A 13,691-nucleotide genomic window follows, 5' to 3' on the forward strand; every position below is an offset into this window, starting at 1 on the left:
CTTTCTTCACCACCCACAACCAACGCTCCTGAGAGCACCAGTCGCTTCGAACACCAGAGGTATTCAGCAGCGAAGCCTGCCAGTGTATGTCATTTTGGGCACCGAAGCCAACACGAGATGAAAAGAATCTTGCAGTGAGACCGCTCCACAGCTTGCCGCGTCTTCAGGCACCGCTTGATCTCACGGCTCTCCCCAGGAGCGACTCCATCCGCCCCCTTATATATAGAGGCGTACGCTCCCCCAACCAGGGCGCCATCGAGCAGCTCCCGCAGCGCCTCCATGGCAGCAGAGACATTCACCAACCTGCAATCGGCTCAGCCCCCAATGAAAAAGGCCCGTCGGACATACGTCTGACGGGCCTTTGAACCAACTCAGCTACAGCCGGCCACTCAGCGCCCGGCCCAGCCTTGCTTAGTAATAGCGCGAGCTGTTCATGCGGCGCATCGCTTCGTACAGAGTGGGCATGCGCACTTCTTGCGAACGACGGTTCATGCGAGCCAGTGCGTCGACCTTGGCGACGGCTTCAGCCGACACGACGTCGTCCGACTGCTGACGCCACACCGCGGCTTGCAGCTCTTGCATGATGCGCGGATCGCTCTGGGCGGTCGCCAGGAAGCGGGCGTCTGCATGCGCTTGCGCACGGCGCTCTGCAGCTTCGCGCCACAGGGTGGCCAGGCTGCTCTTGCGCACCGAGCCGACGAAGAGCGCGAACAAGGCGATGGCCGCGACACAGAACACGGTCCATGCGGCGAGCAGCGCGCCTTCGTCCCAGTTGGAAACGATCTTGTCGGCGACCACGAGCACGGCGGCCGCGAGGGCCAGCACGAACAGTGCGATCAGCGGACGGGCGCCATGGGCGCCGGCACGGGCGGCCTGGATCTGGCCGAAGAGAATTTCGGCGCGACGGACGCCGGGATGTTCGGTGGGTTGGTCAACGTGGACAAAGCTGGTCATGATGCATCCCTCCTGGGGATAAGTGGTAATCAGTGGTGGCGAACAAGGCCGATGACCCGATATTAGGGATTACCCGAGTGTTCCGCCACTTTATCTTTCTGATGTTTATCATTCATATCGCTGATGGACGTCAATTTCCGCACATTCGACCTCAACCTGCTGCGCGTCTTCGACGAAGTGATGGCAGAGCGCAACCTCACGCGCGCCGCCCGCAACCTCGCGATCACCCAGCCGGCCGTGAGCAACTCGCTGCGCCGCCTGCGCGAGCTGTTGGGCGACGAGCTGGTGCGGCGTTCCGGTGCGGGCGTGGAACCCACGCCGCGCGCGCAAGCCCTCTGGCCGACGGTGCGCGACGCCTTGCGCCAGCTGCAGCACACGCTGGCGCCCGGCGAGTTCGATGCCGGCACCGCCGACACGACCTTCCTGCTGGCCATGGCCGATGCCACGGCCGCCGAACTCATGCCGGGCCTGGTGAAGATTGCGGAAGAAGAAGCCCCGGCCATCTCGCTGCGCGTGCTGCCGCTGACCACGCGCGACCCGCGCCGCATGCTGGAGCACGAAGAAGTCGACATGGCGATCGGCTACTTTCCCGCCGTGATCGCGAGCCTGGCGGCGCGCGGGCAATCGGGGGTGGGGGTGCCATTCGAGACCCAGCGGCTCTACCTGGGCCAGTATGTCTGTGTGATGCGACGCGGCCATCCGCTGGCCAGCGCACCGCTGACGCTCGACAGCTACTGCACGGCGCGGCACCTGCTCGTGAGCTTTTCGGGGCGGCCGTACGGCTTCATCGACCAGACGCTGGGCGCCATGGGGCGCGAGCGGCGGATCGCGGTGACGGTGAACCAGTTCTTCACCGCCGGGCGCGTGGTCGCGAATTCGGACCTGCTGGCGGTGCTGCCGCGTCACTTCGTGAGCGTGACGGGCATCGAGAATCAGCTGGTGGTGCGGGACCTGCCCTTCGACCAGCCGCCGGTGCACGTGGATGCCATCTGGCACCGGCGCGCCCAGCATGGGCATTCGCACGAGTGGCTGCGCACGGCACTGTTGCGCTCGGCGGCCGCGGCGTTCGCGGGCTCGGTCCACGGGCAGGCGTGACCTGCCCTTGGATCCCGGGTGCGCCGCACGGGGCGGCGCGCGTCAGCGAATTACCTGACGACGCTGAGCCAGGCGGAAGCCGCCGCACGCAGCTCCTGCGCGTGGTGCGCACCGCGACCGGCACGGCTGTCGGCGCTTTCCATCAGCGCAGCGGCGTGGCTGGCGGGGGTCTGGCTCGGCGACGAACGGAAGAAACGGGCCACTTGGGCAAGAAGACTGAACATGACGGTGCGCGGCTTGTGGCTGCGACGGGGTTGATTAACGATGGATGTAGATTAAGGGTAATCCCTAGTAAAGCAAGCCCCAGGTTATGCATCTCGCGCATAGTGCGATTCACCTAGACTGACCCGACGATGAAGCTGCAACTGCTCTCCGACCTCCACCTGGAATCCCACCCCAACTTTCATGCCGACCCCATCCCGGGCGCCGACCTGCTCGTGCTCGGGGGCGACATCGGCTCCTACCAGGAAGGCTCCCGCCTGACGGACACCGATTTCGGCCTGGGCCGCTTCTCGCCGCGCAAGGGCTGGCCGACGCCGGTGGTCTACGTGCCGGGCAACCACGAGTACGACAACCTCGATTTCGACGCGACGCATGCGCGCCTGCGGGCGCTGTGCGACGAGCTCGGCATCCTCTGGCTGGAGCGCGAGACGCTGGTCATCGAGGGCATCCGCTTCATCGGCACCACGCTGTGGGCCGATTTCGACGCGCTGGTCGAGCCCCGCGACGGCCTCGCCGAGGCGCTCAAGAAGCGCGGCAAGGCGATGCGCGCGGCCGACTTTTACCTCGAGAAGATGGCCGGCACGCGCAACGGCAAGCCCTTCATGTCGGCCGAAATGAGAGAGCAAGCGCTCACCTGCCAGGCTTGGTTGCGTGACGCGCTGGCCCAGCCCTACGACGGCACGACGGTGGCCATCACCCATTTCGCGCCCAGCCTCGCCAGCGCCGACCCCCGCTACGGGCTCACGCCCGGCACCGCGGGTTTCTGCAATTCGCTCGACGAGCTGCTGCCGCACGCGCAGCTGTGGCTGCACGGCCACCTGCATTGCCCGTTCGACTATGTGAAGGACGGCTGCCGCGTGGTCGCCAATCCGCTGGGCTACCGCAGCAACGGCGAGCAAGAGGGCTACCAGCCCCAGCTGCTGATCGAGATCCGCTGACCGGCCGTTTCGCCGCTCAGGCGGTGCGCCCCTTGGCCACGAGCCGGATGCCCGGCATGAGTTCGGCCGCGAGCTCGGGCCGCTCCAGCGCGTAGTCGAGGTTCATGCGCGCAATCTCGACGTGTTCCTCGCCGAGCGCCTGGGCGCGCGAGCCCTGGCCGCGCTCGATGGCCTGCACCATCGCGTGGTGCGTGCGGTGCGCCTGGCGCATCCACTGCTGGCCCTCCTCCATCGATGACTGCATGGGCAGCATCGCGCTGGGCGCGGCAAAGGGCTGGCCGCCGAGCATGTCCATCACGCGCTTGAGCGCCAAGTTGCCGCAGCCTTCGAGGATCAGCCGGTGGAAGCGGTCGTTCATCTCGACGTAGGCGGCGTAGTCGTCGATCTCCATGCTGGGCTTGTTGACGGCGCGATCGCCGTCTTCCAGGCAGTCCTTCAGGTCGCGCAGCAGCTGGCGCGACACGCCGTCTTCCGCCAGCAGGCGGGCGGCAAAGCCCTCGATCACGCCGCGCACGCGGATGGCGTCGGCCACTTCCTGCGAGGTGAAGCGGCGCATCTGGTAGCCGCCGCTGGGCGACTGCTCGATGAGGCCTTCGTGCTCGAGGCTGGCCAGCGCCAGGCGCACCGGCGTGCGCGAGGCCCCGAGCTTCTCGGCCAGCGGGATCTCGGCCAGCCGCTCTCCGGGCACGAATTCGCCCTTGAGGATCAGGTCGCGCAGTTGCACGAGCACGCGGGATTGTTGGGAGTCCATCGGGAGGCGCCAGGGCAACAAGGAGAGGGATGAATGGGCGAATTCTAGGAGACCCGCCCGCCGCTGCACGCAGCATAGCCAAACGGGCGCGGTTGTTGCATGCACTGCAAACAGAAGTGTGTCAAAAACACACAATCACCTCAGAGTTAACCCTATATATGGCCGCTTCAAGCCCCAAAACAGGGCGAATCGGCCGATGAAAGTTTGACCTTTGTCAAAAATCACCAAGACAATGCATACAACTGCATGCAATGCCTGCAGGCCTTCTGACAAAGACCTCTCGATGGAGCCCGCACGATGATCAGCGCCGAGCAAAACGATTTCATCACCCGCGTCGGACCCGGCGCCCCCGCCGGCAAGCTGCTGCGCCGCTACTGGCAGCCGGTGGCCCTGGCCGACGAACTGGCGGGCCCGCGCCCGGTCAAGCCCGTGAAGCTCATGGGCCAGGACTTCGTGCTGTTCCGCGACGAGAGCGGCCAGCTCGGCATGCTCGACCGCGACTGCCCGCACCGCGGTGCCGACCTGGCCTTCGGCCGGCTGGAAAACGGCGGCATCCGCTGCGCCTTCCACGGCTGGCTGTTCGACGCCAAGGGCAACTGCCTGGAGACCCCGGCCGAGCCCGCCACCAGCAAGCTGTGCAGCCGCATCAAGCAGTCGGCCTACCCGGTGGTCGAGAAGGCCGGCATCGTCTTCGCGTACATCGGCGAGGGCGAGCCCCCGGCCTTCCCCGACTTCGACTGCTTCGTCGCGCCCGACACCCACACCTTCGCGTTCAAGGGCCTCTTCGAATGCAACTGGCTGCAGGCGCTCGAGGTGGGCATCGACCCCGCGCACGCCTCGTACCTGCACCGCTTCTTCGAGGACGAAGACACCTCCGGGAGCTACGGCAAGCAGTTCCGCGGCGCCTCGGCCGACTCCGACATGCCCATCACCAAGGTGCTGCGCGAGTACGACCGCCCCGACATCAGCGTGGAGCCCACCGACTACGGCTTCCGCCTGAAGGCGCTGCGCAAGCTCTCCGAAGACACCACCCACGTGCGCGTGACCAACGTGGTGTTCCCGCAGGCCTTCGTGATCCCGATGAGCGCCGAGATGACGATCTCGCAGTGGCACGTGCCCGTGGACGACACGCACTGCTACTGGTATGCCGTGTTCACGAGCTTCACCGGCCCGGTCGACAAACAGCAGATGCGCGACCAGCGCCTGAAGCTGTACGAGCTGCCCGACTACACCTCGCGCAAGAACAAGCGCAACAACTACGGCTACAGCATCGAGGAGCAGCTGACCGAGACCTACACCGGCATGGGCGACGACATCAACGTGCACGACCAGTGGGCGGTGGAATCGCAGGGCGCCATCCAGGACCGCACGCGCGAGCACCTGGGCAGCACCGACAAGGGCATCATTGCCTACCGCCGCGTGCTGGTGAAGGCCATCGAGGCCACGCTCGCCGGCGAAACCGCGCCGATGCTCATCGACGCCGCGCAGGCCAGCGCCATGACCGGCCCGCCGTCGATCGACGGCATCGGCAAGGTGGTCGATGAAGCCGCCACCGAGGCCTACTGGCAGGACGCCGACCGCGCGCGCCGCCTGAAGTCCGACTGGGCGTCCGCGCGCCTGGCCGCTGCCGCTGCCTGAGCACGCGCCATGAACAGCCACACCTTCGTCGACCGCTTCGGTCTCTGGTCGGCCGACCAGCATGCGCAGGCGCGCGAACTCGTGCGCCGCATCGACAGCGGCGAGGTGGACACCGTCCGCTTCGCCTGGCCCGACCAGCACGGCCTGCTGCGCGGCAAGACCCTGGTCGCGGGCGAGGCGCGCTCGGCCCTGTGGGAGGGCGTGAACCTCACCTCCACCCTGCTGGCCAAGGACACCTCGCACAAGACCGTGTTCCCCGTGTTCACGCAGGGCGGCGGCTTCGCCATCGAGGGCCTGCAGGGCGGCGCCGACTTCACCATCGTGGCCGACCCCGCCACCTTCAAGGTGCTGCCCTGGGCGCCGCGCACCGGCTGGATCCTGTGCGACGCCTACATGGCCGACGGCCGGCCCTGCCCCTTCGCCACGCGGCAGATCCTGCAGCGCGCGGTGGCGCAGCTCGACGAGTTGGGGCTGGACTTCATCGCCGGCCTCGAGGTCGAGTTCCACGTCTTCAAGCTCGAAGACGCGCGCATGGGCCTGCCCGACTCGGGCCAGCCCGGCGAACCGCCGCGCGTGTCGCTGCTGTCGCACGGCCACCAGTACCTCACCGAGCTGCGCTACGACCGCGTCGACGGCCTCATGGAGCTGCTGCGCTCGCAGCTCGTGGCGCTGGGCCTGCCGCTGCGCTCGCTGGAGATCGAGTTCGGCCCGAGCCAGTTCGAGCTCACCTTCGGCCCCACGGCCGGCGTGACGCCCGCCGACACCATGGTGCTGCTGCGCAGCGCCATCAAGCAGATCTGCCAGCGCGCGGGCCTGCATGCCACCTTCATGTGCCGCCCGAAGATCCCCAACGTGATGTCCAGCGGGTGGCACCTGCACCAGTCGCTGCGCCGCAAGAGCGACGGCGTGAACGCCTTCATGCCCGAGCCCGGCGGGCGCGACCTGAGCGAGATCGGCATGCACTACCTCGGCGGCCTGAAGGCGCACGCCTGCGGCGCGGCGGCACTGGCCAGCCCGACGATCAACGGCTACCGCCGCTACCGCCCCTTCTCGCTCGCGCCCGACCGCGCGATCTGGGCACGCGACAACCGCGGCGCGATGCTGCGCGTGCTCGGCGGCCCGGGCCAGAACGCCTCGCGCATCGAGAACCGCGTGGGCGAGCCGACGGCCAACCCGTACCTGTACCTCGCGTCGCAGCTGTTCTCGGGCCTGGACGGCATCCGCCACCAGACCGACCCCGGCCCCTCGGCCGATGCGCCCTACGAAACACCGGCGGAGCAACTGCCGCGATCGCTCGGCGACGCCCTCGCCTGCCTGCGCCGCGACGAGATGCTCAACGCGCAGATGGGCAAGACCTTCGTCGACTACCTGTGCCACATCAAGGAAGCGGAAATCGCCCGCTTCAACCTCGAAGTCAGCGAGTGGGAACACCGCGAGTACTTCGACATGTTTTGAACCCTTCAATGCCCACGATCCACTACATCCTCAAGGACGGCACCACGCGCGAGGTCGACGCCAAGGTCGGCGCCAGCGTGATGGAGACCGCCATCCGCGGCAACGTGCGCGGCATCGACGCCGAGTGCGGCGGCTGCTGCTCGTGCGCGACCTGCCACGTCTACGTCGACGACGCGTTCCTCGAACTGCTGCCGCCGCCCGACGACATGGAAAGCGCGCTGCTCGATGCCGTCGCGTCCGAGCGCCGGCCCGGTTCGCGCCTGAGTTGCCAGCTCAGCGTGAGCGCCGCCCTCGATGGCCTCACGGTGCGTGTGCCCGATACACAGGTCTGACCAACGCGTCGGGCATCATCGCCCGCTGCCAAACATCCGGTTACAAGCCAGCGGCGCCCGCGCGGCGCATTCCACTCCCACTGAAAGGCGTTTTTTCATGACGACGACGATGACCAAGCGAACCCTCCTCTCGACCCTGCTGCTCGCCGGCCTCGGCATGGCGGGTGCGGCCCAGGCACAGACCAGCGAGCCGCTGCGCATCGGCCTCATCGCGACCTACTCCGGCCCCTACGCCGACTACGGCCGCCAGTTCGACGCCGGCATCGCGCTGTACCTGAAGGAGCACGGCGGCAAGGTGGGCGGGCGCACCGTCGAGATCATCAAGAAGGACACCGCCGGCCCCGCGCCCGACGCCGCCAAGCGCATCGCGCAGGAACTCATCGTGCGCGACAAGGTGAACGTGCTCACCGGCCTGGACTTCAGCCCCAACGCCTACGCCGTGGGCGCCATCGCCACGCAGGCCAAGATCCCCACGCTGGTGATGAACGCCGCCTCCTCGGCCATCACCACCAGCTCGCCCTACGTGGCACGCCTGTCGTTCACCGTGCAGCAGGTCACCGACCCGATGGCGCGCTACATGCTCAAGCAGGGCGTGAAGGACGCCTACACCGTGGTCGCCGACTACGCCTCGGGCGTCGATGCCGAGACCGCGTTCAAGAAGGCCTTCACCGCCGGCGGCGGCAAGGTCTCGGGCGAGGTGCGCACGCCGATGAACAACCCCGACTTCTCGGCCTACGTGCAGCGCATCAAGGACGCCAAGCCCCAGGCCGTGTTCTTCTTCTTCCCCTCGGGCGTGATGCCGCCGGCCTTCCTCAAGGTGTGGAAGGAGCGCGGCATGGAGCAAGCCGGCATCAAGCTCTTCGCCACCGGCGAAGCCACCGACGACAGCTACCTGGACGCCACCGGCGACGTGGCGCTGGGCCTGGTCACCAGCCACCACTACTCGTTCGCGCACAACTCGCCCAAGAACCAGAAGTTCGTGAAGGACTTCGCCGCCGACAACGGTGCCAAGCTGCGCCCCAGCTACTTCGCCGTGACCGCCTACGACACCATGGCTGCCATCGACCTGGCGCTGGCCAAGACCAAGGGCGACACTGGCGGCGACAAGTTCATGGACGCGCTCAAGGGCCTGAGCTTCGAGAGCCCGCGCGGCCCGATCGAGATCGACGCCGCCACGCGCGACATCGTGCAGACCGTCTACATCCGCAAGACCGAGCGCGCCAACGGCCAGCTGGTGAACGTGGAGTTCGACAAGTTCGAGCGCGTCAAGGACCCGGCCAAGGAAGCCGCTCCCAAGTAAGCCAACGCCAGCCAGCACGCAGCAAGCAAGAAATTCATGGGCATCGTGATCTTCGATGGAGTGGCCTACGGCATGCTCCTGTTTCTCATCGGCGTGGGCCTGTCCATCACGATGGGACTCATGAATTTCGTCAACCTCGCGCACGGCAGTTTCGCGATGGTGGGCGGCTACGCGGCCAGCGTGCTCATGAACCAATGGGGCCTGGGCTTCGGGCTCTCGCTGGCGGCGGCCTTCGTGGCCGCAGCGCTGGTGGGCGCGGTGCTGGAGTTCGTGTTCTACCGGCGGCTGTACCGCGCGCACCCGCTGGACCAGGTGCTGCTGTCGATCGGCGTGGTGTTCGTCTCGATCGCCGCCTTCACCTACTTCTTCGGCCCGACGATGCAGCCCTTCACGCTGCCGAAGGCGCTCGAGGGCCAGGTGTCGCTGCTCGGCCTCGAAGTGGGCCGCTACCGCCTGTTCCTCATCGGCTGCGGCGTGGCCGTGCTGGTCGCGCTGCTGCTGGGCCTGGGCAAGACGCGCTACGGCGCGATGGTGCGCGCCGCGGTCGACAACCAGCGCGTGGCCGGCGGCACGGGCATCCACGTGCAGCGCCTGTTCTTCCTGACCTTCTCGCTGGGCTGCGGCCTGGCGGGCCTGGGCGGCGCGCTGAGCCTGGGCATGCTGGGGCTGGAGCCGTCGTTCCCGCTCAAGTACCTCGTCTACTTTTTGATGGTGGTGTGCGTGGGCGGTGCGGGCACCGTCACCGGGCCCTTCATCGCGGCGCTGCTGGTCGGCATCGTCGACGTGGCGGGCAAGTACTACCTGCCTGAAACGGGCGCCTTTCTCATCTACGTGTTCATGATCGTCATGCTGCTGGTGCGCCCGAACGGCATCGTCGCCAAGAAGGGGCTCGCATGAAGCCGCTGAGCCTGTCCCCCGCGCAATTGCGCGTGGCCGAAATCGCCTTCTGGCTCGCACTCGCCTCGAGCTTCTTCCTCTTGCCCGACAAGCTCACGCTGATGAGCCAGATCATGATCTTCGGGCTCTTTGCCGTGTCGCTGGACATGGCGCTGGGCTACGCGGGCATCCTCACCGTGGGCCACGCCGCCTTCTTCGGCGCGGGCGCCTATGCGGCCGGCCTGCTCGCCAAGTACGGCTGGAGCGAGCCCTTCACCGGCCTGGCGTTCGCGCTCGCCGTGTGCGGCCTGCTGGGCTACGTGCTGAGCTACCTCGTGGTGCGCGGCGCCGACCTCACGCGGCTGATGATCACCATCGGCGTGTGCGTGCTGCTGTTCGAGCTGGCCAACCGGCTCTCGGGCATCACGGGCGGCACCGACGGGCTGCAGGGCGTGGTGATCGCGCCGGTGCTCGGCCTGTTCGACTTCGACCTCTACGGCAAGACCGCGTTCGGCTATGCCTTCGGCGTGGTGCTCGCGATGTTCCTGCTGGTGCGGCTGGTGCTGCGCTCGCCCTTCGGCCTGGCGCTGCGCGGCATCCACGACAGCCGCAAGCGCATGACGGCCATCGGCTCGCCGGTGGAAGCGCGCCTGCGCATGGCCTATGCGATGTCGGCCGCCGTGGCCGGCGTGGCGGGCGCGCTGCTGGCGCAGACCACGCAGTTCGTCGGCATCGAATCGATCAGCTTCAACCGCTCGGCCGAAGTGCTGATCATCCTCGTGCTAGGCGGCACCGGGCGGCTGTACGGCGGGCTCATCGGCGCCATCGTCTACATGCTGGTGCACGACTGGTTCGCCGACATGAACCCGCAGTACTGGATGTTCTGGCTCGGCATCTTCCTGATCGCGGCCGTCATGCTCGGACGCGGCGGGATCATGGGCGCGCTCTCGCGCGTGGTGCGCACGGAGAAGGCGCGATGAGCTCCACCACCGCAACCACCACGCACGCGCTGCGCACGCAGAACCTGGGCATCCGCTTCGGCGCCTTCCAGGCCGTGAGCGACGTCAACCTGTCGCTCGAGCCCGGTGCGCGGCAGGCGCTGATCGGCCCCAACGGCGCCGGCAAGACCACGCTCATCAACCTGCTCACGGGCGTGTTCAAGCCCACCAGCGGCCAGATCCACCTGGGCCCGCGCGACATCACGCGCCTGCCCGGCGACAAGCGCGCCCACATGGGGCTGGCGCGCACCTTCCAGATCAACACGCTGTTCCCCAGCCTCACGCCGCTCTTGTCGGTGGTGCTCGCCATCAGCGAGCGCGAAGGCCTGGGCGCCACCTGGTGGCGGCCGCTCAAGGGCTGCACCGCCGTGTTCGACGAAGCGCACGCGCTGCTGGCCACGCTGAAGCTCGACGCCCTGGCCGACGTGCCCGTGGCCGAGCTGGCCTACGGCAAGCAGCGACTGCTCGAGATCGCGCTGGCGCTCGCCGCCAAGCCCCGCATCCTGCTGCTCGACGAGCCCGCCGCCGGCGTGCCGGAGGACGAGAGCGGCGAACTCTTCGAAGCCATCGCGGCGCTGCCGGCCGACATCAGCGTGCTCTTCATCGAGCACGACATGAAGCTCGTGTTCCGCTTCGCGCGCCGCATCTCGGTGCTGGTGGGCGGACGCATCCTCACCGAAGGCACGCCCGCCGAGATCGGCGCCGACCCGCGCGTGCGCGAGGTCTACCTGGGAAGCTCGCACCACCATGGCTGACACCGCAACCGCCGCCCTCGCCTTCGACCGCGTCACCGCCGGCTACGGCAACGCCGTGGTCCTCGACCGCCTCGATTTCTCGCTGCGGCCCGGCGAAAGCCTGGCCATCCTCGGGCGCAACGGCGTGGGCAAGACCACGCTGCTCGAAACGCTGATGGGCAACACCCGCGTGATGCAAGGCGCGATCCGCTGGCAAGGCGCCGACATCACGCGCTGGCCCGCGCACCAGCGCGTGCGCGCCGGGCTGGGCTGGGTGCCGCAGGAGCGCGAAGTGTTCCCCTCGCTCACGGTGGAAGAAAACCTCACGGTGATCGCCCGCCCCGGCAGTTGGACCTTGCAACGGGTTTATGAATTCTTTCCGCGCCTGCGCGAGCGGCGCGGCAACTACGGCAACCAGCTCTCGGGCGGCGAGCAGCAGATGCTGGCCATCGGCCGCGCACTCATGACCAACCCGAAGCTGCTGCTGCTCGACGAGCCCATGGAAGGCCTCGCGCCGATCATCGTGGAAGAGCTGGCGGCAGCCATCCGGCGCCTGTGCGAATCGGAAGGCCTGGCATCGATCGTGGTGGAGCAGCACCCGGTGCTGGCCCTGGACATGACGCACCAGGCGATCGTGCTGGAGCGCGGCACCGTCGTGCATGCCGGCCCGAGCGCGGCGCTGGCGTCCGACAAGGAGCTGCTCGAAGGCTTGCTGGGCGTCGGCATCGCCGAGGCGCCAGCCGGCTGAGCCGTCAGGCCAGGCCGATCCGCCGGGCCCCCACGAAAAAACGCCACGACGCCAGTCCGCCGGCGATGAGGCTCACGCCCCACGACAGCCACACGCAGGTGTAGAGGATGAAGGCCAGGCCGACGTCCACCACGGGCGCCAGGAAGGTCGTGTCCTTGCCGAACAGCACGTGGGTGCCCAGGCCCCACCACACGAAGTACGGCAGCACGGCCAGGCACAGGCCGTAGACGAGGCTGGCCACCAGCGGGCCGAGGTGCTCGCGCAGCACGGCCCAGCGCACGAGGAAGAACAGGGCCAGGTCCAGCAGCACCAGGGCCAGCAGGCCGAGGCCCAGGATGAGTTCGAGGGTCATGGCCGCACTGTAAGCACGCCGGCCCGCGACAGGGCCGCGCGTGCGCCGGCGTACCGGCAGGCGCTACCGTGCGCCGCAGCGCGCGGTACGCCTCGACCGCATCAGCTCAGCATCTGCCCGCGGCTGCCGATCACGGCCACGTCCACGAACTGGCCGCCTTCGCGGTTCGAGCGGCCGTAGTTGATCTTCACGCCGCCCAGGTCGAAGTTCTCGATGCTCGCCATGCCGCCGAGCACGGCGGCGCGCGTCGGCGCGGGGCCGGCGCGGCGCAGGCCCTCGGCCAGCACGGCGGCGTTCATGTAGCCCTCCAGGCTGGTCAGCGAGAAGTCCTTGGTGCCGTTGGCCACCATGTCGGCCTGGTAGCGGCGCACGATCTCGAACTTGGTCGAGTACGGCGACGGCACCACGATCACGAAGCCCAGGCCGCGTGCCAGGTCGCCCATGGCCGACAGTGCGCTGGCCGTGATCGACAGGCCGTAGGCCGAGCTGCTGTTGCCCGCGCCGCGCAGTGCCTTCAGGAACACAGGCGCCGTGCCGGCCAGGCCGACCACCACCACCTGCGGCTTGGCCTTGGCGATGGCCTCGGCGGCCGGGCCCACTTCCATGCTCGTGGTGTTGGGCGTGGTGGCGATCACCGCCGGCTCCAGCTTGGCCTTGGCCAGCGCGTTCTTGAACGCCGCCAGCACCGACTGGCCCAGCGGGTCGTTCGAATGCACGAGGCCGATGCGGGTCTGGCCCAGCACGGCGGCCGTGCTCACCAGCTTGTCGACCTCCTGGTCGTAGTTGGCGCGCACCCAGAAAGTGTTGGGCGAGGTCTTCTTGCGCAGCGCGATGGTGCCGGTGATCGGGCCGACCACGGCCATGCCGGGCACCGCGTCCATCACCTCGGCGGTCTGGCGCGTGCCCAGCGGGTGTACCAGCGCGAGCACCGAGCCGTCTTTTTCGAAGGCCAGCGCGTTGGCCTTGGCCACTTCGGGCTTGAAGGTGTCGTCGGCCATCACCAGTTCGACCTTGCTGCCGTGGATGCCGCCGGCCTTGTTCAGCGCGTTGAAGAACGCGCTGGAGCCCTGGTACAGCCCCTGGCCGTTGGCCTTTTCGACGCTGCTGTTGTCGAAGGTCGTCCCGATGCGGATCGCACGGTTCTGCGCGAACGCCGGAAATCCCAGCCCGACGCCGGCCGCGGCGGCCGTCGTGGCGGCCAGCCCGGAAAGAGCGCGGCGGCGGCTGGTGGAAAGCGGCGCGGTCGACTCGCGCGGCACGGGGACGGTCATGATCAAAGCCTCCAATAGTCGGTGACA

At 68.0% G+C, this 13,691-nt stretch carries 15 protein-coding genes; 10 read left to right on the plus strand and 5 right to left on the minus strand.

Going from position 1 to position 13,691, the window contains the following annotated elements:
- Positions 1-411: 411 nt before the first annotated feature.
- Positions 412-954 (minus strand): hypothetical protein, encoded by a 543-nt coding sequence (locus AC07OX_RS29230; protein WP_495263106.1) that lies wholly within the window; start codon positions 952-954, stop codon positions 412-414.
- Positions 955-1,077: 123 nt separating this feature from the next.
- Here AC07OX_RS29230 and AC07OX_RS29235 point away from each other — a divergent pair, with 123 nt between their 5' ends.
- On the plus strand, positions 1,078-2,049 hold the full coding sequence (locus AC07OX_RS29235; protein WP_062470498.1) for a LysR family transcriptional regulator: 972 nt from the start codon (positions 1,078-1,080) through the stop codon (positions 2,047-2,049).
- A 50-nt stretch (positions 2,050-2,099) separates the two neighbouring features.
- Here AC07OX_RS29235 and AC07OX_RS29240 read toward each other — a convergent pair whose 3' ends face one another.
- A complete protein-coding gene (locus AC07OX_RS29240; protein ID WP_167394953.1) occupies positions 2,100-2,273 on the minus strand; it encodes a hypothetical protein in 174 nt (57 codons plus the stop codon).
- A 129-nt stretch (positions 2,274-2,402) separates the two neighbouring features.
- On the opposite strand from AC07OX_RS29240, the gene AC07OX_RS29245 reads away from it, so the two are divergent.
- Positions 2,403-3,209: a metallophosphoesterase gene (locus tag AC07OX_RS29245; RefSeq protein WP_095743129.1), complete on the plus strand. Its 807-nt coding sequence runs from the start codon at positions 2,403-2,405 to the stop codon at positions 3,207-3,209.
- Between the two features lie 16 nt (positions 3,210-3,225).
- Here the strand turns inward: AC07OX_RS29245 and AC07OX_RS29250 are convergent, their stop codons facing one another.
- Positions 3,226-3,960 (minus strand): GntR family transcriptional regulator, encoded by a 735-nt coding sequence (locus AC07OX_RS29250; protein ID WP_062470492.1) that lies wholly within the window; start codon positions 3,958-3,960, stop codon positions 3,226-3,228.
- A 297-nt stretch (positions 3,961-4,257) separates the two neighbouring features.
- Between AC07OX_RS29250 and AC07OX_RS29255 the strand changes: the two genes are divergently transcribed.
- The 8 genes from AC07OX_RS29255 (at position 4,258) to AC07OX_RS29290 (ending at position 12,041) form a co-directional block, all read left to right on the plus strand.
- Positions 4,258-5,598: an aromatic ring-hydroxylating dioxygenase subunit alpha gene (locus AC07OX_RS29255; protein WP_495263105.1), complete on the plus strand. Its 1,341-nt coding sequence runs from the start codon at positions 4,258-4,260 to the stop codon at positions 5,596-5,598.
- Between the two features lie 9 nt (positions 5,599-5,607).
- Positions 5,608-7,053: a glutamine synthetase family protein gene (locus AC07OX_RS29260; RefSeq protein ID WP_495263104.1), complete on the plus strand. Its 1,446-nt coding sequence runs from the start codon at positions 5,608-5,610 to the stop codon at positions 7,051-7,053.
- 8 nt (positions 7,054-7,061) lie between these two features.
- On the plus strand, positions 7,062-7,385 hold the full coding sequence (locus AC07OX_RS29265; RefSeq protein WP_062470484.1) for a 2Fe-2S iron-sulfur cluster-binding protein: 324 nt from the start codon (positions 7,062-7,064) through the stop codon (positions 7,383-7,385).
- A 97-nt stretch (positions 7,386-7,482) separates the two neighbouring features.
- A complete protein-coding gene (locus AC07OX_RS29270) occupies positions 7,483-8,685 on the plus strand; it encodes an ABC transporter substrate-binding protein (RefSeq protein WP_495263103.1) in 1,203 nt (400 codons plus the stop codon).
- Positions 8,686-8,721: 36 nt separating this feature from the next.
- A complete protein-coding gene (locus tag AC07OX_RS29275; RefSeq protein WP_192194390.1) occupies positions 8,722-9,582 on the plus strand; it encodes a branched-chain amino acid ABC transporter permease in 861 nt (286 codons plus the stop codon).
- Positions 9,579-10,541 carry a branched-chain amino acid ABC transporter permease gene (locus tag AC07OX_RS29280; protein WP_495263102.1) on the plus strand — a complete coding sequence of 321 codons (963 nt, stop codon included), beginning with the start codon at positions 9,579-9,581 and terminating at the stop codon, positions 10,539-10,541. Before AC07OX_RS29275 ends, AC07OX_RS29280 begins: the two co-directional genes overlap by 4 nt.
- Positions 10,538-11,314 (plus strand): ABC transporter ATP-binding protein, encoded by a 777-nt coding sequence (locus AC07OX_RS29285; protein WP_495263101.1) that lies wholly within the window; start codon positions 10,538-10,540, stop codon positions 11,312-11,314. Before AC07OX_RS29280 ends, AC07OX_RS29285 begins: the two co-directional genes overlap by 4 nt.
- Positions 11,307-12,041 (plus strand): ABC transporter ATP-binding protein, encoded by a 735-nt coding sequence (locus tag AC07OX_RS29290; protein ID WP_495263100.1) that lies wholly within the window; start codon positions 11,307-11,309, stop codon positions 12,039-12,041. Before AC07OX_RS29285 ends, AC07OX_RS29290 begins: the two co-directional genes overlap by 8 nt.
- A 4-nt stretch (positions 12,042-12,045) precedes the next feature.
- Here AC07OX_RS29290 and AC07OX_RS29295 read toward each other — a convergent pair whose 3' ends face one another.
- A complete protein-coding gene (locus tag AC07OX_RS29295; RefSeq protein ID WP_495263099.1) occupies positions 12,046-12,393 on the minus strand; it encodes a hypothetical protein in 348 nt (115 codons plus the stop codon).
- 101 nt (positions 12,394-12,494) lie between these two features.
- A complete protein-coding gene (locus AC07OX_RS29300; RefSeq protein WP_495263098.1) occupies positions 12,495-13,664 on the minus strand; it encodes an ABC transporter substrate-binding protein in 1,170 nt (389 codons plus the stop codon).
- Positions 13,665-13,691: the final 27 nt, after the last annotated feature.

The sequence above is a fragment of the Variovorax sp. GW821-FHT09D07 genome, from assembly GCF_059416345.1.